The organism is Nonomuraea roseoviolacea subsp. carminata, from assembly GCF_024172185.1.
Taxonomy (GTDB): domain Bacteria; phylum Actinomycetota; class Actinomycetes; order Streptosporangiales; family Streptosporangiaceae; genus Nonomuraea; species Nonomuraea roseoviolacea.
This window is the reverse complement of record NZ_JAMZEC010000001.1, coordinates 3,053,913-3,072,258: the sequence shown is the minus strand read 5'-3', so window position 1 is coordinate 3,072,258 and position 18,346 is coordinate 3,053,913. Positions and strand designations below refer to the sequence as shown.

Genomic DNA, 18,346 nt, shown 5'->3' with positions numbered 1-18,346 from the left:
GATGAGGTTGTGTCGGTGACGGCTGCTACACAGGGGCCATGGGTGTGAGCGTCGAAGAGTTCCTCGATCTGGTGGAGAAGCTGCCCGAGGTCCGCATGGACCGCATGGCGACCTGGGTCAGCTTCAAGGTGCGCGGCAAGGGGTTCGGCTACCTCTGGGAGGAGACCGAGACCGTCGGCGTCAAGGCGACCGTCGAGGAGCAGATCGCGCTCGTGGCCGAGCGGCCCGAGGTGTTCGAGCCGCAGTTCACCGCCGGGCGGTTCGGGTGGGTGGTGATCCGGCTCGACCGCATCGACTACGACGAGCTGTTCGAGCTGGTGGCCGAGGCGTGGTGCCTGACCGCCCCCAAGACCCTGGTGACGGCCTTCGAATCCGCCCACCACATCGGGGGATAACCTGGCATTAATGCTGACAACGAACATCCGGCTGCGCGAGTGGCGCCAGGATGACGCCCCCGCCGTGCTGGCCGCCTTCCAGGACCCTGAGCTGTCCCGTCAGGCCCCCTGGCCGGTCGTCACGCTCCAGGACGCGCTCGGCTGGATCGCCTCGTGGGACGGGGTGGGGCACGCGTTCGCGGTCACGCTCGGGGGCCGTGTCGTCGGCAACGTGGCGGTGGCCCGCATCGACGCCCACGCCAACGGCTGGGTCTCCTACTGGACGGTACGCGAGGCGCGCGGGCGCGGTGTCGCCCCGGCGGCGGTGGAGGAGCTGGCCCGGTGGGCGTTCCGTGAACGCGGGCTCTTCCGGCTGGAGCTGGGGCACCGCGTCGACAACCCCGCCTCGTGCCGGGTCGCCGTCAAGGCCGGCTTCCTCGCCGAGGGGATCGAACGGGGCAAGCTCGTCTACGACGGGGTCCGCCACGACGTCGAGCGCCACGCCCGCCTGGCCACCGACTGACCCCTCCGACCCTCCGCGCCCGGCCGGGCGGCCCGCGCGACGCCTCCGAACGCCGCGACCTCGGGGCGGGAGGGTGGCCCAGGATGTGAGGGGCGGCTCCCCGGACGGGCGGCCCGCGCGACGCTTCCGAACCGCGACCTCGGGGCGGGAAGGTGGCCGGGGCGTGAGAGGGCGGCTCGCGGAGTGCCCGGACGGGGTCTCCGGAGGCGCGGCAGGTGGCGGCGTGGGGCTCGGCCTGGTTCCCGGCCTGGGGGAGGTGGCTGGCGGGTGGTCGCCGGGGTGATCTACCCTCGGTTGGGTGGACAGCGAGAGCCTGGCGGCCGCCGGTCTGCTGGCGGCCATGAGCCGGGCGGCGGCGAGCCTCGCCGAGTTACGTCACCCCTTCGTCCGCAGCGAGCCCTTCTGCTACTTCTTCCCCCCGGCCGGCGCTCGGGCCGGCACCGCGTTCACGCTGCCCGACGGCCGCGAGGTGAGCTTCGCCGTCTCCATCGCCGCCTCCGGCGGGGCGTTCCACGTGGACGCCGCCGCCTCGGCCGAGGGGGAGGCGCTGCTCGACCTGCCGGCCCGCACGGTGCCCGGCATCCGCGACGGCGTCGCCGTCCTCGACGACTACGCGGCCGAGCTGGTCTCCTCCGCCGCCCGCCTCATCGACCAGCTCCTGGACGAGCTCGTGTGACCGCGGACTGATCGAACTGGACAGCATTGTCTGATTGTCTGACAATGTTCATATGAAGCAAGGACCTCTGGCCGTCGTGGGCGCCTCCGTGCTGTGGGGCACGGCCGGCACCGCCGGCCTGCTCGTCTCCGCCGACTCGGTCGCCCTGGCCGCCGCCCGCCTGGTCATCGGCGGCGCCGTCCTCGCCCTGTTCGCGGGCAGGGCCGTGCGCGGGTCGGTGAGCCCGGCCACCCTGCTCGCCGCCGCCGCGGTGGCCGCGTACCAGCTCTGCTTCTTCGCGGCGGTCGGCCGGACGGGGGTGGCGGTCGGCACGGTGGTGGCGATCGGCAGCGGGCCGGTCTTCACGGGGCTGCTGTCGTGGGCGCTGCACCGCGAGCGGCCGAGCGGACGCTGGGCCTTGGCCACCGCCGCCGCCATCGCCGGCTGCGCCGCCCTCATCGCGGGCGGCGGCGCGGAGGCCGGCGGGCCGGGCGGGCAGATGGTGGCCGGGGTGCTGCTCGCGCTGCTCGGCGGTCTCGTCTACGCCTTCTACGCGGTCTGCGCCGCTCGCGCCATCGCCAAGGGGGCGCCGTCCGACGGGGTGATGGGGGTGCTGTTCGGCGGCGCGGCCGTGATCATGCTGCCGGTGCTGCTTTGGCGCGGCGCGGGGTGGCTGGGCGAGCCGAAGGCCCTGCTCGCCGTCCTCTACCTCGGGCTGGCCTCCACGGCGCTGTCCTACGTCCTGTACGGCAGGGGCCTGCGCACCACGCCGGTGGCCACGGCTTCCACGTTGGCGCTGGCCGAGCCCGCGGTCGCCGCGCTGCTCGGGCTCGTGGTGCTGGGGGAGCGGCTGGCCCCCGTGTCGTGGGCGGGGCTCGCCCTGCTGGCGGTCGGGCTGGTCGTCGTGGCCCTGCCCGACCGGCGCTCCCGACGGGGCGCGCCCGAGGCCCCGGCCACGCCGGGCGACCCCGCCGTCCCCGAGCCGGTCAGTTCCACGCCGGGCGACCCCGTGGTCCCCGAGCCGATCAGCTCCATGCCGGGCGACCCGCGCCGTGCCTGAGCCGGGCGGATCCGTCAGGGCGGGGAACGGCCGGCGGATCCGTCAGGGCGGGACCGGCCGGCATTGCGGTTAGAGTCTGACCCGTGACCCTGCCCCTCAGACCCGTCTCGGCCGTCGGCGCCCTGGCCGGCGAGCTGCGCCGCCGGGTGCTGTCCGGCGAGATCGCGCCGGGCACCCCGCTGCCCGAGCAGGAGATCGCCGCCGCGTACGGCGTGGCCAGGCCCACGGTGCGCGAGGCCCTCGCCGCGCTCGTCCACGAGGGCCTGCTGCGGCGCGAGCGCAACCGCAGCGCGTACGTCCCCGAGGTCACCCTCGACGACCTCGACGACCTCATGTACGTGCGCCGGCCGCTGGAGGACCTCATGGCCCAGGCCATGGCCGGGCGGCGGGTGCCCGAGGCCGACGCCGCGCTGGCCCGGATGGACGGCCTGCCCGCCGAGGCGCCGTGGGCCGACACCGTGGCCGAGCACATGGCGCTGCACGAGGCGCTGATCAGCGCCGTGGGCAGCCCGCGCCTCGACCGCCTCTACGGGGCGCTGGCGGCGGAGACCCGGCTCGGGCTGGTGCGGCTGCGAGAGGTCTATGAGGACAGGGAGGTGCTCGTGCGCGAGCACCGGGAGCTCCTGGACGCGATCGCCGACGGCCCGGTGGAGGCGGCGCGGGCCGCGGTGGCGGCCCATCTCGGGCACACTTGGGGCGGCTGAGCGCGAGCCCTTGCGGTACGCCCCTCCGACTCGCGAGAATCGCGGCCATGCACGGCAACCCGATGCCGGACTCCTACGTGTATGTCACGGAAGAGGGCGTGACCCGTCACTACGCCGACGGAAGCGTCGAGGCCCTCGCCTGGGAGGACGTCGTCGAGGTGCGCGTCGCCGCCGAGACGGACTCCGATGTCCTGTACATCCTGCTCGACCGCGACGGCGAGGGCTGCGTGGTGCCGAGGTCGGCCACCGACTCGACGTTCCTGGCGCGCCTGCGCTACCTGCCGGACTTCGACCTGGACCGGCTCCAGCTCGCGACCGAGGCGGCGCGTGACGGCGCGGTGGTCGTCTGGCGCAGCCCCGACCCGCCGTCCGCGCTGCCGGACCTCGAGTACGACTAGGGCCGGCCGCGCCGGGCGCGGACGTGTGCGTCCGCCCGTCAGGCGTCGCCGGCCGGCGGGAACTCGGTGAAGGCGCCGGCGGACGCGGCCAGGGCGGCGGTCTCGGCCGCGTGCTCGGGAAGGCGCGGATCGGGTGGCGTGCGGAGAAGTAGCAGGTGGTGGTACACCGGCGCGGTGGCGGCGATGAGCAGCCGCCGGGCGTCGGTGCGCGGCGGGAGTTCGCCGCGTCCGATCGCCCGGCTGACGACGAGCTCGCAGCGGGCGTAGCGGTCCTCCCAGAGCCGCTGCTGGGCGCGGTCGGCCTTCTCGGAGCGGAACGAGGCGGCGATCAGGGCCATGACGATCGGCGGATGCGCGGTCAGAGCCGCCTGGATCTCGTGGTTCAGCGCCGCCAGGTCGCCTCTCAGCGAGCCGGTGTCCGGAGGTCCCCAGTCGTCCTCGCTCGCCGCGTCCAGGACGTCGGCGAGCAACCCGCCGACGTCGCCCCAGCGCCGGTACACCGTCGCGCGGTGCACGCCGGAGCGCGCGGCGACGGCGTCCATGGTGAGCCCGTCGTAACCGTGCTCTCCGAGCTCCGCCAGCACCGCGTCGAGCACCTGCGTGCGAATACGGGCGGTACGGCCGCCGGGGCGGCGGCGTGGCGGTGACGCCGGTCGGGAGTCGTCGGGTCGTGGTTCTGCGCTGGTCATCGCTGGTCATCCGGTTTGCTCAGGGGGACGGCGGCATGCCACCATCTTAATGCGGCAATTGTCGCACTAGTAGTGTCGTCGGATGCAGAAAGGAGACGATTGACGATGTCGTCCGTCCCCGCCGACCCGACCGTGGTGCATCCCATGCCCGGACAGCCGCGTGTGGTGCTGCTGAAGCCGCTGATCACCTCGCCGCTGATCGAGGTGGGGGAGTTCTCCTACTACGACGACCCGGACGATCCGACGGCCTTCGAGACCCGCAACGTGCTGTACCACTACGGGCCGGAGAGACTGGTCATCGGCAAGTTCTGCGCGCTGGGCGAGGGCGTGCGGTTCATCATGAACGGCGCCAACCACCGCATGGACGGCCCCTCGACCTTCCCCTTCCCGATCATGGGCGGTTCGTGGGCCGAGCACTTCGACCTCATCACCGGCCTGCCCGGACGGGGGGACACCGTGGTGGGCAACGACGTCTGGTTCGGCTACCGGTCCCTGGTGATGCCCGGTGTCCGCATCGGCCACGGAGCGATCATCGCCTCCGGCTCGGTCGTCGTCGACGACGTCCCCGACTACGGCATCGTCGGCGGCAACCCGGCCCGGCTGATCCGCCGCCGTCACAGCGATGCGGACATCGACCGCCTCCTGGCCGTGGCCTGGTGGGACTGGCCGTTGCAGCACATCGGCGAGCACATCCGGACGATCATGTCCGGCGGCATCGACGCCCTGGAGAAGGCGGCGGCGGCCCTCAGGTCCTAGCGGCGAGCCGAGCGGTTCCACCGTCCTGCCGGCCCCTCCGGTGGCCGTCCCGCGCGCGTCGCCCCGTGCCCCCACACCGTCGGCCCTCCACCTTCCGGCACCATGAAACGAGCTGACAGCATGCCTGGTCCGTCCCACCCCGACCCGTTCGCCGGCTGGCTCCGCGGCCAAGCCGTCCCGCTGACCCACCTCGACCCCGACGCGCCGCTCGACGACATGGAGCCGCTGCGCGACATCATCGGCGACGCCCGCGTCGTCGCCATCGGCGAGAACTCCCACTTCATCGACGAGTTCTCGCTCATCCGCCGGCGCATCCTGCGGTTCCTGGTCGAACACTGCGGCTTCACCGTCCTGGCCTTCGAATACGGCTTCAGCGAGGGCTTCCCGCTCGACGCCTGGGCCCGGGGAGAAGGGACGGATGATGACGTGTCCGCCCTGCTCGCCGAGGCGATCCCCGTGGGCGTCGAAGAGCCCCTGCGCTGGATGCGCCGGCACAACGCCACGGCGTCGAAGCCGGTGCGTTTCGCCGGGATCGACGTCCCCGCGGCCGGTGGGTCCCTGGTTCCCGCCCTGGCCCCGGTCGCCGAATACCTCCGCGAGATCGACCCCGAAGCCCTGCCGGAGCTCCAGACGGCGACGCGGATCGCCGAATCCTTCGCCGGCGCCTCCGCGGCCTCGGCCGCACCCGCCTGGACCCGCCTGCCCACCGCCGAACAGGACGCTCTCAGCGCGGCCCTGATGCGCCTGCTCATCCGCTTCCGCGCCGTCGAAGCGCTGTACCTGGCCCGCGGTGACCAGCGCGGCTACGACATCGCCCTGCGTCGCCTCGAAGGCGCCTGCCACGCCGACTACGGCTTTCGCGCCATGGCCGGCCTGTACGCCGGAACGGGACTGACCGCCGACACCTCGGCCCGCGACGTCTACATGGCCGGATCGGTCCTGTGGCATCTGGAGCGCCTCGAAACCGGGACCCGGGTGGTGCTGGCGGCCCACAACGCCCACATCCAGAAGGTGCCGATCTCGTTCGACGGTCACCTCACCGGGCTCCCGATGGGACAGCACCTGCACCGCGTCCTCGGCGACGACTACTTCGCCCTCGCCCTGACCAGCACCACCGGGCAGACAGCCGACATGCGCCCCGACGAGAAGGCGCGCTTCGGCTTCGCCATCGACGACACCCCGCTGCAGCCGCCCGAGCGGGGCAGCGTCGAAGCGGCCTTCGCCGAGGCCGGGCTCGGGCTCAGCGTCGCCGGCCTCCGCCCGGCACGCCAGGAGGCCGGCGCCGCCGCGGGCCCCGACCGCATCCGGATCCAGAGCGCCTACGTGCACACCCCCGTCCTGGACGCCTTCGACGGCGTCCTCAACGTGCCCACCTCGACCGTGACCGGACACGTCAAAGCCTGAGGGGCCGCCCGCGAGCCAGGACCGCGGCCGCGGGCCGGGGCTCGTCTAGCGGCTCCCGCACACGGCGACCGGCGTCACCTCCGGAAGGTAGGTCCTCCACTCCCGCTCGGTCAGGGTGCGTCCGAAGCGGGCGCACAGGGCCTCGGCCACGGCCGGGGGCGCGACGGGATACTCGTGCCGCAGGTCGACCTGGTCGAAGGTGACCAGACGGGCGCCGTCGGAGGTGAAGGACACCCGCTGGACGTTGCCTCGGTCGTCGTCCAGGACGGCGCCGACGTACTGCCCGCGCGCCAGGTCGTAGAGGCGGACCTTGCCGTCGCCGCCCACGAGGGCGGCCAGGTCCTCCTTCGGTGACACGGCGAGCGGCGCCGTCGGGCTGCCGGAGGTGCCGCTGATGACCGTGCGAGGCGCGCCCGCGCGGTTCCAGACCGTGAGGCGGCCACGGTTGTCCGCGGTGACGAGCTCCCCGGAGCGGGTGAACGCGCCGTGCTCCAGGCTGGTCGTGCGGCCGCCGGCCTGCAGGACCGGGCCGGCGGGCTTCCCGGTGGCCGCGTCCAGGAGACGGGACTCCTGCCCGACCACGGCCAGCCTGCTCCCGTCGGGGCTGAAGGCGACGTCCTTCAGCCTGGTCATCCTGGCCGACCACAGGATGCGACCCGCCTTCCAGTCCCAGACCTGGAGCGTGGACCTCGTCGAGTCCCCCAGCTCGGTGAGCTGCACCGCGATCTTGCCGCCGTCGGGGCTGAAGCCCACCAGGAACCCCTCACCGGCGTCGCTCACCTTGAGCTGTTTGATCTCCTTGCGGGTGGCGGCGTCATGGATGCGCAGGTGGGTGATGTTCGCGAAGTCGTCGGGGCCCGTCTCGGTGGGCTCGAAGGTGGTGAGCGCGATCATCCTGCCGTCGTGGCTGAAGGCGGCACCGGTGAACAGGACGACGTTGTCGCCGCCCTTCACGCCGCGCAGCAGCAGGTCGCGCCTCTTGGCGTCGCGCAGGTACACGTCGGCGCCGTGGGACTCCACAGTCGTCGTGCCGTCCGGGCTCATCGCGATCGTGCTGGACTCCGGGTCGCCCGCTCCGCCGAGCGCGGAGACGTCGAGGGAGAACACCCGGTCCTCGCTGAGGTAGCGCAGTACCTTCCCGCCGGGGTCGAATCTCGGCTGGGGTGACATCGCCTCGGCCGCCCGGTCGGAGGTGTCGTCGGACGCGGAGCGGACGGTCAGCGTGGTGAGGAGCGTCCCCTCGCCCCAGAGCTGGATCTCCTTGTCCGTCGCGGAGGCGAGCAGTCTCTCGTCATGGCTGAAGACCACGCGCCCCCGGTTCCAGGTGGCGGGACCGTCGTCGATCACCGTGCCGGCCGCGGAGTTGTCCGGCTCCGCCAGATCGGTGAGACCGAGGCGCCACCTCGGCAGCACCTCCAGCAATTCTCCCTCCTTGGTGACCGCCAGCGGCTCGGGGCAGTACTTGCACGGCTCCTGCGCCGGTCTCGTCCCGGTGAGCTTCAGGCCGGGCAGCGCGAATCTGCCGATCGTCTTGGTGTCGCGGTACTGCGTGTAGATCGCCGATCCGTCGGGCGTCATCGCGCCGTTCCAGAAGCCGCCGAGCTTCGCGTTCCGGCCGGTCCGCAGGTCCCAGAACACGTCGCCGGGACCGTCCCGGCGCACCATGACATACCGGTCGACCGTGCCGAACCTGACGGCGGCCCGGTCGGTGGCGTCACCGCCGATGGGCTTGTCGAAGAGCCACGTGCCCCTGGCCTTGCCGGTCCGCGCGTCCCAGGCGTACGCACCCTTGCTCGTCAGGACCGCGAGCACCGTGCCGGACGGGCTCAGCGCCACGTCGATCGGCGTCCCCTTGACGTCCAGCCGCAGCTTCCCGACCTGGGCGCGGCGGACCACGTCCCACAGCCGGGCCTCGCCGCCGCTGACGCTGACCAGGGTCCTGCTGTCGGCGCTCAGGGTGCGCAGCGTGTCGGGGCCGGTCACCGGGTCCTGGAACATGGCGTTCTCGCGCTTGGCGAGGGAGTCGTTCATGGCCTTGCGGGTCTGCGCGGTCGGGTCGAGCCGCCAGGCCGCGACGCTGAGCAGGTCGCCGAGGCGCGGGTCGGTGGCGCGGATCGTCCCGGAGGCGGTCGCGATCCTGCTCGCCTCCGCCGAGCGGAACCGGTCGTCGGCCACCCGGCTCTGCCGGACCGCGACCCCGGTCGCGGCCAGCGAGGCCACGAGGAGCACGGCGAGGCTCAGCGACACCATCCGGGTCCGGCGGGCCCGGCGGCGGCCGAGCGCGGCCCCCGCGTTCAGGAAGTCGCGCTCGGCGCGGACCAGCGTGATGTCCCGCCGGCCGGTGGCCGCCCACTGCAGTGCGACCTCCAGCGAGCGCCCGGTGAGCAGGTCGCCGTCCCGCCGCCCGCCGTCGTCCCACCGCCGGGCGGCGCTCATGATGTCCCGGTGGGCGGCCAGGCCGTCCCGGTTGGCCTCGATCCAGCCGCGCAGTCGCGGCCACGCGTGGGGCAGGGCGGGCCGGGTCAGCCGCACCTCGTCGCCGTTGACCTCCAGGAGGTAGGCGAACACCCGCAGCACGCCCCGCGCGTCCGGGAACTCGCTCAGGCGGGCCCGCCGCAGTGACAGCTCGCCGTCCTCGTCCACCGTGACCAGCCGCAGGAACACCTGCGCGGCGAGGTCGCGGTCGGCGGGGCTCAGCATGCCGTACGCCTCCTCCGCGAGCGGGCCGAGGCCGGGGTCGCGCGCCTGCGTGGCCAGGTGGGACGCCCGGCCGCCCTCGGCGAGCAGCCGGGCCGTGTCGAGCCGCCCGTCGCCGCTGATCAGCGCGAGCAGCAGGGCGCGCGCCGTGGGACGCTCCATCGGGTCCTTGCGCAGCGCGGCGTGGACCAGCGGGCGGAGCGGGTCCGGCAGGCAGGTGAGGTCGGGTTCGACCGACATGACCTGGTGCATGACCGCGCCGAGGGTCTCGGCCTTGAACGGGTCCTTGCCGGTCGCGGCGAACAGCATGATCCCGCCCCACGCGAACACGTCCGCCGGGGCCCCCGCCCGCTCGCCCGTGAACACCTCGGGCGCCATGTACGTGGGCGTCCCGGAGACCAGGCCCGACGCGGTCAGCGACATCTCCAGCGTCCGCGCGAGCCCGAAGTCGATCACCCTGGGGCCGTCGGGGCCGAGCACCACGTTGTCCGGCTTCATGTCACGGTGGATCACGCCCGCGTCGTGGATGGCGGTCAGGGCGGTGGCGATGCCGGTCGCGAGCCGGTGCAGCTCGCCGGGGGCGAAGGTCCTGCCGTCCCGTACGGCGGCGCCCAGGCTGGGTCCTTCCACGTACTCGCTGACCAGGTACGGCCGGGGCCCGGTCAGATCGGCCTCGATCAGGCGCGCCGTGCAGAAGGAGGAGACCCGCTGGGCGGCGGTGACCTCACGCTGGAGCAGGCCCACGTCGGTGCCGTGCAGCATCTTGATCGCCACCCGGCGCCCCTCCGGGTCGTAGGCGTCGTAGACCACCCCCTGGCCGCCCGAGCCCAGGCGTCCGGCGAGCCAGTACGTCCCGATCCGCGTGGGATCCCCCGTAACAAGAGTCACAGGAGCTTGGATGTGCACCATCGCCGAAGAGTTCGCGGAACGCCCTACATCCCCCCAGACCGCCCAATGGCGGTCCGCCCGTAACTACGCCGTAATTGCCGTTTTAAATCGTTGAATATCGCAATTCACCCCACGCTGCACTGACACGGACTGATCTGGTCGTCAACCCCTCGAACGCCGCAAATGGCGTCCACTTGTGGACATATGTCGTTATTCCCCACTACAGAATTGATCTTTACTCTTTAGTGGGGGTCGCCGCCCTTGATGTGTACTAACGAGACATGTCATCCGGAAGTGTACGGAGAACGTCAGGGTAAAGCGGTGCACAGAGTTGCAGGGTGGTGTTATGAGGGTGGGGATTGGGGAGTCCGATGTCGCGCTCCTCGAGGCCGTTCCGCACCACGCGTCGAGCATATGGACGCGGGCGTACCTGCGGATCCTTTGGGGAGGTGACGTCGCCTGCGCGTTCGGCGCGTGCGTGTGCGTGCTGGGGGTGCGGCTCCTTTACGGCGCGTTCATCCCGGTCGCAGAGTACGCGCTCGGCGCGGGGCTGGTCGTCGCCTGGCCCGTCGCGCTGATGATGGGCGGCGCGTACCGGGAACGCGCGCACGGCGAGGGAATGGAGGAGTTCAGGGCGGTCTTCAACGGCGGGGCGGCACTGATGGCGGCCGTGGCCATCGGCGCCTACGCCACGCAGACGGCGGTCGCGCGGAGTTTCGTCATGGCGATGCTCCCGCTGGCGCTGCTGTCCACGCTGTACTTCCGCTACAGGATGCGCAAACGCCTGCACCGCCGCCGGGCGGTCGGCGAGTACCTGCGCCAGGTGGTCGCGGTCGGGCACCGCGAGGCGATCCTCGACCTGGTGATGCAGTTCAGGGGCCAGCCGCACCACGGCATGCGCGTCGTTGGAGCGTGCCTGCCGCCCGACCGCGTGGACGACGACCTCGAAGGCATCCCCGTCCTGGGCTCCTTCGGCGAGGTGTCGGAGGCGGTGGCGCGGGTGGGCGCCGACGCGGTCGCGGTGCTGACCTGCCCCGAGATGGACGGCGTGGCGCTGCGCAGGCTGGCGTGGAGCCTGGAGACCGAGCGGACCGACCTGTTCGTGGCCCCGGCCCTGATGGACGTGGCCGGCCCGCGCATCAGCATCCGGCCGGTGGCCGGGATGCCGCTGCTGCACGTGGAGCATCCCGAGTTCGACGGCGCCAAGCAGGTGGTCAAGAGCGTGTTCGACCGGTGCGTGGCGGGCCTGGCGCTGCTGGTCATGGCGGTGCCGCTGGCCGCGATCGTGCTGCTGGTCCGCCTGACCAGCCCTGGGCCGGCGCTGTTCTACCAGACCCGGGTCGGCCGGGGCGGCAAGGAATTCCGGGTCGTGAAATTTCGGACCATGGTGGTGGATGCGGAGCGGCTCAGGCAGTCGCTCCTCCAGGACAACGAGCTGGACGGCGTGCTGTTCAAGATACGGAACGATCCAAGGATCACCCGCGTGGGCGCCTACCTGCGCCGGTACTCCATCGACGAGCTCCCGCAACTGCTCAACGTGGTCCGCGGCGAGATGTCGCTCGTCGGCCCGCGCCCGCCGCTGCCCGAGGAGGTCGCGCAGTACGGCGCGGACGTGCGCCGCAGGCTCGTCGTCAAACCGGGCATGACCGGATTGTGGCAGGTAAGCGGACGTTCGACCCTAACCTGGGAGGAATCCGTCCGACTTGACCTGCGGTACGTGGAGAACTGGTCGCTCGTCCTCGACCTGCAGATCCTGTGGAAGACCTGGTCCGTCGTCACCCGCGGAGAAGGGGCTTACTAGCGGTGAAAGCACTCGTGCTCGCCGGAGGGGCGGGCACCCGGCTCAGGCCCATCACCCACACCTCCGCCAAGCAGCTCGTCCCCGTCGCCAACAAACCGGTGCTGTTCTACGGCCTGGAGGCGATCGCGGAGACCGGCATCCGGGAGGTGGGCCTGGTCGTCGGCGACACCCAGGCGGAGATCGAGGCGGCCGTCGGCGACGGCTCGGCGTTCGGGCTGGAGGTGACCTACCTGCGCCAGGAGGCGCCGCTCGGGCTGGCGCACGGCGTGCTCATCGCCCGCGACTACCTGGGCGACGACGACTTCGTCATGTACCTCGGCGACAACTTCATCGTCGGCGGCATCGACGGCCTCGTGCGCCGCTTCGCCCGCGAGCGGCCCGCGGCGCAGATCATGCTGACCAAGGTCAGCGACCCGCGCCAGTTCGGCGTCGCCGAGCTCGACGCCGCCGGCCGGGTCGTCGGCCTGGAGGAGAAGCCGGCCCGCCCCAAGAGCGACCTCGCGCTGGTCGGCGTCTACCTGTTCACCCCGGCCGTGCACGAGGCGGTGGCCGAGCTCAAGCCGTCCTGGCGGGGCGAGCTGGAGATCACCGACGCGATCCAGTGGCTGATCGAGGCCGGCCTGCCCGTGGAGTCCTCGGTCATCTCCGGCTACTGGAAGGACACCGGCAACGTCACCGACATGCTGGAGGTCAACCGCCTCGTCCTGGAGTCGCTGGAACCGCGGATCAGCGGCTCGGTCGACGCGGCCAGCGAGCTGATCGGCCGGGTCGTCGTCGAGCCGGGCGCCGTGGTGGCGCGCTCCCGCGTGGTCGGCCCGGCCGTCATCGGCCCGGGCGCCCGCGTCGAGGACGGCTACGTCGGCCCGTTCACCTCCATCGGGGCGGACTGCGTCGTCGAACGCGCCGAGATCGAGTACTCGATCGTCTTACCGCGCAGCTCCATCCGCGGCGTCAGCCGGATCGAGTCGTCCCTCATCGGCCACGACGTCGAGGTGACACCCGCGTCCACCTCCCCCCGAGCCCACCGCCTCGTGCTGGGCGATCACAGCAAGGTGCAGATCAGTTCATGAGAATCCTCGTCACCGGCGGCGCCGGTTTCATCGGCTCGCACTTCGTCCGCTCGCACGGCGGCGACGACGTGACCGTGCTGGACAAGCTCACGTACGCGGGCCGGCGGGACAACCTGGACGGCGTGCGGCACACGTTCGTCCACGGCGACGTGTGCGACGCCGGTCTGCTCGCCGAGGTGGTGCCGGGCCACGACCTGGTGGTCAACTTCGCCGCCGAGTCGCACGTGGACCGCTCGATCGAGGGCGCCGCCGAGTTCGTCCGCACCAACGTCATGGGCACGCAGGCGCTCATGCGGGCGTGCCTCGACGCCGGCGTGCCGCGGGTCGTGCACGTCTCGACCGACGAGGTGTACGGCACGATCGACAGCGGCTCCTGGGACGAGTCCGCGCCGCTCCAGCCGCGATCGCCGTACGCGGCGTCCAAGGCGGGCGGCGACCTGATCGCCCGCGCGTACGCGATCACCCACGGCCTGAACGTGTCGATCACCCGGTGCGGCAACAACTACGGCCCCCGCCAGTACCCCGAGAAGATCATCCCGCTGTTCGTCACCAACCTGCTGCGCGGACGCAAGGTGCCGCTCTACGGCGACGGGCTGAACGTGCGCGACTGGATCCACGCCGAGGACCACTGCGCCGGCATCGACCTGGTCGCGGAGAAGGGCGAGCGGGGCGAGGTCTACCACGTCGCGGGCACCGCCGAGCTGACCAACCGGGAGCTGACCGGGCGGCTGCTGGAGGCGTGCGGCGCCGGCTGGGACATGGTGGAGCCGGTCGCCGACCGCAAGGGCCACGACCGCCGCTACTCCCTGGACGACGCGAAGCTGCGGGCCCTCGGCTACCGCCCGCGCGTCCCGTTCGAGCAGGGGCTCAAGGAGACCGTCGAGTGGTACGCCGCCAACCGCGACTGGTGGGAGGGCGCGTGAGGTGGCTGATCACCGGCGGCGGGATGCTCGCCGCCGACGTGTTACGCGCGGCCGTGGCCGCGGGTGAGGCGGCGCTGCCGCTGGGCCGTTCCGAGCTGGACGTGACCGACCGGCGCGCGGTGCGCGACATGGTGGCCGCCTGCCGGCCCGCCGTCGTCGTGAACTGCGCCGGCTGGACGGCCGTGGACGACGCCGAGACGCACGAGGCCGAGGCGCTGGAGGTCAACGGGCACGCGGTCGCCGCGCTGGCCGACGCCTGCTCGGCGGCCGGGGCCCGGCTGGTGCACATCTCCACCGACTACGTCTTCGACGGCACGAGCCGGGAGCCGTACCCGGAGGACGCGCCGACCTGCCCGCTGAACGCCTACGGCCGCACCAAGCTCGCCGGGGAGCGCGCCGCGCTGGAGCGGGGGCACCACGTGGTGCGCACCGCCTGGCTGTACGGCGCGGCGGGCCCCAACTTCGTGCGCACGATGACCCGCCTGGCCCGCGCGGGCACGGCCGCGGCCGTGGTGGACGACCAGCGCGGCCAGCCGACCTGGGCCGCCGACCTGGCCGCCTTCGTGCTGCGGCTGGTCCGCTCCGGGCTGCCGCCCGGCGTCTACCACGGCACCAGCTCGGGGGAGACGACCTGGTGGGGCCTGGCCCGGGAGGTGTACGCCCTGTGCGGGGCCGATCCCGGCCTGGTGCGCCCGGTGCCGAGCACCGCCTACCCCCGGCCGGCGGCCCGGCCGGGCAACAGCGTGCTCGCCCACACCCGGTGCGCGCCGATCCGTCACTGGCGCGACGCGCTGCGCGCCGCGTGGCCCGCGCTGACCGGCGAGCTGCCGAGGACCCCGGCCCAGGTGGGGGAGGCGGGTCCTCAGTGCAGCGTGGCGTAGAACTTCGCGCACTCCTCGTAGTCCGGCAGCAGTCCCGCGGCCTCCGCCTGGGCGAGGGTGGGCGCGGCGGCGTCCTTCTCCGACAGCACCGGCTCCGCCTCGTCCGGCCAGTCGATCCCGATGGCGGGGTCGAAGGGATGGACGGCGTGCTCGCGCGCCGGGTTGTACGGCTGCGAGCACAGGTAGACGACCGTGGCCCGCTCGCTCAGCGCCATGAACGCGTGGCCGAGCCCCTCGGACAACAGCATGGCCCGGGGCGTCTCGTCGTCCATGCGCACCGCGTCCCAGCGGCCGAACCCGGGCGAGCCGGTGCGCAGGTCCACCACCACGTCCAGCACGGCGCCGGCCACGCACAGCACGTACTTGGCCTGGCCGGGCGGCACGGCCGCGAAGTGCACGCCGCGGACCACGCCCCGGCGGGAGACCGAGCAGTTGACCTGCGCGGCCTCCAGAGGGTGCGGCAGTCCCGCCGTGCGGAACGCCTCGAAGAACGAGCCGCGGAGGTCGGCGTGGACACGCGGCGTGTGCAGCCACGCCCCTTCGACCGAGAGGGCATCCATGATCGCAGGATGCCACGGTCCGGCCCCAGCACCTAGACCACGAGAAAGGGATCCTCACATGACGGCCGTCCTCTCCAACAGCACGGCGACCGACGACCGGCGCCGCGACCTGCTGTTCCGGGGTGACCTGTTCGTCTACTCCGCCTCTCCGGCGGCCACGGCGCTGGTGGGTTTCGCCCGGGAGCTGGTCGCCGACGCGTTCGGCCCGCTCGACCCGGAGACCGCGCAGCACGACATGTCCGTGGAGGACTTCGCCCGGCTGCTGGCCGAGCTGAAGCCGCGCTTCATCCACCATCCGCGCTGCAAGGAGCTGGTGCCCGCGCTGATCGAGGAGCGCGGCTGCGATCCGTCGCTGACGTACTTCGACGTGCCCCGCTTACGCACCTCCACCTCCGACGACTATCTGGTCTCGGGCATCTCGTACGCCTTCCATGCGCACCGCGACTGCTGGTACTCCGCTCCGTTCAACCAGGTCAACTGGTGGATCCCGGTCTTCGGGGTGGTGGCGGAGAACGTGATGGCCTTCCACCCGCGCTACTTCGACACGCCGGTGCGCAACGGCAGCGCGGCCTACGACTACGGGGAGTGGAACCGGACGAGCAGGCGGAGCGCCGCCGAGCACGTGCGCACCGACACCCGCGTGCAGCCGCGGCCGGAGGAGGAGATCGACCTCGACCCGCAGATCCGGGTCGTGCCCGAGCCGGGCGGGGTGCTCATGTTCTCCGGCGCCCACCTGCACTCGACGGTGCCCAACACCTCGGGCCGGACCCGCTTCAGCATCGACTTCCGCACCGTGCACCTCGGGGACGTGCGCGGGCGCCGGGGGGCGCCGAACGTGGACGCCCGCTGCACGGGCACCACGCTGCGCGACTTCAGCCGGTGCGGCGACCTGGCACGGATGCCGGAGGAGCTCGCGGCGGCCTACGAGGCCGAGGCCGCGTCCCTGACCCTGGCCGGGGTGCGCTGACGTGGCCGCCGCCTGCCGCCTGTGCGGCTCCACCGGCCTGGCCGGGGTCGTGGACCTCGGCGCGACGCCGCCGTGCGAGTCGTTCCTGACCGCCGAGCAGCTCGACGAGCCGGAGACGACGTTCCCGCTGCACCTGCGGGTCTGCACGGAGTGCTGGCTGGCGCAGCTCCCGCCGCTCATCACGCCCGAGCAGACGTTCACCGAGTACGCGTACTTCTCCTCCTACTCCACCTCGTGGGTGGAGCACGCGCGGCGCTTCGTCGAGGAGCGCGACCTGCGGCCCGGCGCGTTCGTGGTGGAGGTGGCCAGCAACGACGGCTACCTGCTGCGGCACGTGGTCGAGCGCGGCGTGCGCTGCCTGGGCATCGAGCCGTCGGCCAACGTCGGCCAGGCCGCGCGGGACGCCGGAGTGCCGACGCTCACCGCGTTCCTCACGGAGGAGACCGGCCGCCGCGTCCGCGACGAGCACGGACCGGCCGACCTGGTCGTCGCCAACAACGTGTACGCCCACATCCCCGACGTCATCGGCTTCACCCGGGGCCTGCGCGCCCTGGTGGCCGACCACGGGCGGGTCTCGATCGAGGTGCAGCACCTGCTGACGCTCATGGAGCTCAACCAGTGGGACACGATCTACCACGAGCACTTCCAGTACTACACGGTCGCCTCGGCCCGCAGGGCGCTGGCGAGCGGCGGTCTGACGCTGGTGGACGTGGAGCTGCTGCCCACGCACGGCGGCTCGATCCGGCTGTGGGCGGTGCCCGACCCGTCGGCCGAGCCGTCCCCCCGGGTGACCGACGTGCTGGCCATGGAGAAGGCGGCCGGGCTGCACGAGCTGTCCGGCTACCACGACTTCGCGGCGCGCGTGGCGAAGGTCCGGCGCGACCTGCTGCGCTTCCTGGTGGACGCGGCGGAGGCCGGGCACACGGTCGCCGGGTACGGCGCGCCGGGCAAGGGCAACACGCTGCTCAACCACTGCGGCATCCGGCCCGACCTGCTGCCGTACACGGTGGACCGCAACCCGTACAAGCACGGCCGGTTCACGCCCGGCTCGCGCATCCCGGTGCTGCCGCCGGAGCGGATCGCCGCCGACCGGCCCGACTACGTGCTGGTGCTGCCGTGGAACCTGCGCGACGAGCTGGTCGAGCAGCTCTCCTACGTCCGCGAGTGGGGCGGCCGGCTGGTCTTCCCGATCCCCGAGCTGGAGGTGGTGTCATGAAGGTCGTGCTGTTCTGCGGCGGGCGGGGCACCCGGATGCGCAGCGAGATCCCGGGCGGCGACCTGCCCAAGCCCATGCAGCTCGTCGGGCCGCGCCCGCTGGTCTGGCACGTGATGCGCTACTACGCGCACTTCGGGCACAAGGAGTTCATCCTGTGCCTGGGCTACGGCGCGCAGCACATCAAGGACTTCTTCCTCGGCTACCGCGAGACCGCCTCCAACGACTTCGTGCTGCGCGACGGCCGCGTGGAGCTGCTGTCCACCGACATCTCCGGCTGGTCGATCTCCCTGGTGGACACGGGCGTCGACTCGCCGATCGGCGAGCGCCTGCGCCGGGTGCGCGACCATCTCGACGGCGAGGAGATGTTCCTGGCCAACTACGCCGACGTGCTGACCGACGCGCCGCTGACCGACATGATCCGCCGCTTCACCGCCGCCGACGCGGGCGCGTCGATGATGGTCGTCCCGCCCACCAACACCTTCCACGTGGTGGACGTCACCGAGGCGAACGTCGTCGGCTCCATCACCCCGGTCAGCGCGATGCCGCTGTGGGTCAACGGCGGCTTCTTCGTGCTGCGCCAGGAGGTCTTCGACCACATCCCGGAGAACGGCGACCTGGTGGCCGACGGCTGCGCCGAGCTGGCCAAGCGCGGCCGGCTGCTGGCCTACCGGCACCGCGGCTACTGGCGGCCCAGCGACACCGTCAACCAGCGGCTGGAGCTCGACCGCTCCTGGGAGCGGGGCGAGCGGCCGTGGGCGCTGTGGGAAGCATGAAGGGGCG

The 18,346-nt window shown here is 72.5% G+C and carries 18 protein-coding genes; 15 read left to right on the top strand and 3 right to left on the bottom strand.

What is annotated here, in order from left to right:
• The first annotated feature begins 38 nt into the window (after window positions 1–38).
• The 6 genes from HD595_RS14165 to HD595_RS14140 all read left to right on the top strand — a co-directional run bounded on the left by HD595_RS14165 (window position 39) and on the right by HD595_RS14140 (window position 3,714).
• The gene (locus tag HD595_RS14165; protein WP_175591192.1) at window positions 39–395 is read left to right on the top strand and encodes an MmcQ/YjbR family DNA-binding protein; all 357 of its coding nucleotides are present in this window, start codon (window positions 39–41) and stop codon (window positions 393–395) included.
• A 10-nt stretch (window positions 396–405) separates the two neighbouring features.
• Entirely contained in the window at window positions 406–897 is a 492-nt protein-coding gene (locus HD595_RS14160; protein ID WP_253769143.1) for a GNAT family N-acetyltransferase, read from the top strand.
• Window positions 898–1,195: 298 nt separating this feature from the next.
• Window positions 1,196–1,573, top strand: coding sequence for a hypothetical protein (locus tag HD595_RS14155; protein WP_253769141.1), 378 nt, complete (start codon window positions 1,196–1,198; stop codon window positions 1,571–1,573).
• Between the two features lie 52 nt (window positions 1,574–1,625).
• Window positions 1,626–2,612 carry a DMT family transporter gene (locus HD595_RS14150; protein WP_253769139.1) on the top strand — a complete coding sequence of 329 codons (987 nt, stop codon included), beginning with the start codon at window positions 1,626–1,628 and terminating at the stop codon, window positions 2,610–2,612.
• Window positions 2,613–2,695: 83 nt separating this feature from the next.
• The gene (locus HD595_RS14145) at window positions 2,696–3,316 is read left to right on the top strand and encodes a GntR family transcriptional regulator (RefSeq protein WP_253769136.1); all 621 of its coding nucleotides are present in this window, start codon (window positions 2,696–2,698) and stop codon (window positions 3,314–3,316) included.
• Between the two features lie 47 nt (window positions 3,317–3,363).
• Window positions 3,364–3,714, top strand: coding sequence for a hypothetical protein (locus HD595_RS14140; RefSeq protein ID WP_253769133.1), 351 nt, complete (start codon window positions 3,364–3,366; stop codon window positions 3,712–3,714).
• A gap of 38 nt (window positions 3,715–3,752) precedes the next feature.
• On the opposite strand, the gene HD595_RS14135 is transcribed toward HD595_RS14140, so the two are convergent.
• Window positions 3,753–4,403 (bottom strand): TetR/AcrR family transcriptional regulator, encoded by a 651-nt coding sequence (locus HD595_RS14135; protein ID WP_253769131.1) that lies wholly within the window; start codon window positions 4,401–4,403, stop codon window positions 3,753–3,755.
• Between the two features lie 105 nt (window positions 4,404–4,508).
• Between HD595_RS14135 and HD595_RS14130 the strand changes: the two genes are divergently transcribed.
• Window positions 4,509–5,159, top strand: a complete 651-nt coding sequence (locus HD595_RS14130) for a CatB-related O-acetyltransferase (protein WP_253769129.1) — start codon at window positions 4,509–4,511, stop codon at window positions 5,157–5,159.
• A gap of 120 nt (window positions 5,160–5,279) precedes the next feature.
• On the top strand, window positions 5,280–6,563 hold the full coding sequence (locus HD595_RS14125; protein ID WP_253769127.1) for an erythromycin esterase family protein: 1,284 nt from the start codon (window positions 5,280–5,282) through the stop codon (window positions 6,561–6,563).
• A 45-nt stretch (window positions 6,564–6,608) separates the two neighbouring features.
• Here HD595_RS14125 and HD595_RS14120 read toward each other — a convergent pair whose 3' ends face one another.
• Window positions 6,609–10,148, bottom strand: coding sequence for a protein kinase domain-containing protein (locus HD595_RS14120; RefSeq protein WP_253769125.1), 3,540 nt, complete (start codon window positions 10,146–10,148; stop codon window positions 6,609–6,611).
• Between the two features lie 346 nt (window positions 10,149–10,494).
• Between HD595_RS14120 and HD595_RS14115 the strand changes: the two genes are divergently transcribed.
• The 4 genes from HD595_RS14115 to rfbD are packed head-to-tail and all read left to right on the top strand — an operon-like array spanning window position 10,495 to window position 14,823.
• The gene (locus tag HD595_RS14115) at window positions 10,495–11,949 is read left to right on the top strand and encodes a sugar transferase (protein ID WP_253769123.1); all 1,455 of its coding nucleotides are present in this window, start codon (window positions 10,495–10,497) and stop codon (window positions 11,947–11,949) included.
• A 2-nt stretch (window positions 11,950–11,951) separates the two neighbouring features.
• Window positions 11,952–13,019 (top strand): glucose-1-phosphate thymidylyltransferase, encoded by a 1,068-nt coding sequence (locus HD595_RS14110; protein WP_253769120.1) that lies wholly within the window; start codon window positions 11,952–11,954, stop codon window positions 13,017–13,019.
• Window positions 13,016–13,942: a dTDP-glucose 4,6-dehydratase gene (rfbB, locus tag HD595_RS14105; RefSeq protein WP_253769117.1), complete on the top strand. Its 927-nt coding sequence runs from the start codon at window positions 13,016–13,018 to the stop codon at window positions 13,940–13,942. Before HD595_RS14110 ends, rfbB begins: the two co-directional genes overlap by 4 nt.
• Window positions 13,939–14,823, top strand: coding sequence for a dTDP-4-dehydrorhamnose reductase (rfbD, locus tag HD595_RS14100; RefSeq protein ID WP_253769115.1), 885 nt, complete (start codon window positions 13,939–13,941; stop codon window positions 14,821–14,823). Before rfbB ends, rfbD begins: the two co-directional genes overlap by 4 nt.
• Here rfbD and HD595_RS14095 read toward each other — a convergent pair.
• The gene (locus HD595_RS14095; RefSeq protein ID WP_253769113.1) at window positions 14,805–15,383 is read right to left on the bottom strand and encodes a dTDP-4-dehydrorhamnose 3,5-epimerase family protein; all 579 of its coding nucleotides are present in this window, start codon (window positions 15,381–15,383) and stop codon (window positions 14,805–14,807) included. The genes rfbD and HD595_RS14095 overlap by 19 nt on opposite strands.
• Window positions 15,384–15,441: 58 nt before the next feature.
• On the opposite strand from HD595_RS14095, the gene HD595_RS14090 reads away from it, so the two are divergent.
• The 3 genes from HD595_RS14090 to HD595_RS14080 are packed head-to-tail and all read left to right on the top strand — an operon-like array spanning window position 15,442 to window position 18,339.
• Complete coding sequence (locus tag HD595_RS14090; RefSeq protein WP_253769111.1) at window positions 15,442–16,350, top strand: 2OG-Fe(II) oxygenase family protein; 909 nt, start codon at window positions 15,442–15,444, stop codon at window positions 16,348–16,350.
• Window position 16,351: 1 nt separating this feature from the next.
• Window positions 16,352–17,566, top strand: coding sequence for a methyltransferase domain-containing protein (locus HD595_RS14085; RefSeq protein WP_253769109.1), 1,215 nt, complete (start codon window positions 16,352–16,354; stop codon window positions 17,564–17,566).
• Window positions 17,563–18,339 (top strand): glycosyltransferase family protein, encoded by a 777-nt coding sequence (locus HD595_RS14080; protein WP_253769107.1) that lies wholly within the window; start codon window positions 17,563–17,565, stop codon window positions 18,337–18,339. The genes HD595_RS14085 and HD595_RS14080 overlap by 4 nt, the downstream gene beginning before the upstream one ends.
• Window positions 18,340–18,346 lie beyond the last annotated feature (7 nt).

Excerpts from the sequence above, each read along its gene's own strand:
- HD595_RS14165 (WP_175591192.1), top strand. The coding sequence starts at position 39 with ATGGGTGTGAGCGTCGAAGAGTTCCTCGATCTGGTGGAGAAGCTGCCC.
- HD595_RS14160 (WP_253769143.1), top strand. The coding sequence starts at position 406 with ATGCTGACAACGAACATCCGGCTGCGCGAGTGGCGCCAGGATGACGCC.
- HD595_RS14150 (WP_253769139.1), top strand. The coding sequence starts at position 1,626 with ATGAAGCAAGGACCTCTGGCCGTCGTGGGCGCCTCCGTGCTGTGGGGC.
- HD595_RS14140 (WP_253769133.1), top strand. The coding sequence starts at position 3,364 with ATGCACGGCAACCCGATGCCGGACTCCTACGTGTATGTCACGGAAGAG.
- HD595_RS14135 (WP_253769131.1), bottom strand. The coding sequence starts at position 4,403 with ATGACCAGCGCAGAACCACGACCCGACGACTCCCGACCGGCGTCACCG.
- HD595_RS14130 (WP_253769129.1), top strand. The coding sequence starts at position 4,509 with ATGTCGTCCGTCCCCGCCGACCCGACCGTGGTGCATCCCATGCCCGGA.
- HD595_RS14125 (WP_253769127.1), top strand. The coding sequence starts at position 5,280 with ATGCCTGGTCCGTCCCACCCCGACCCGTTCGCCGGCTGGCTCCGCGGC.
- HD595_RS14115 (WP_253769123.1), top strand. The coding sequence starts at position 10,495 with ATGAGGGTGGGGATTGGGGAGTCCGATGTCGCGCTCCTCGAGGCCGTT.
- rfbB (WP_253769117.1), top strand. The coding sequence starts at position 13,016 with ATGAGAATCCTCGTCACCGGCGGCGCCGGTTTCATCGGCTCGCACTTC.
- HD595_RS14095 (WP_253769113.1), bottom strand. The coding sequence starts at position 15,383 with ATGGATGCCCTCTCGGTCGAAGGGGCGTGGCTGCACACGCCGCGTGTC.
- HD595_RS14090 (WP_253769111.1), top strand. The coding sequence starts at position 15,442 with ATGACGGCCGTCCTCTCCAACAGCACGGCGACCGACGACCGGCGCCGC.
- HD595_RS14080 (WP_253769107.1), top strand. The coding sequence starts at position 17,563 with ATGAAGGTCGTGCTGTTCTGCGGCGGGCGGGGCACCCGGATGCGCAGC.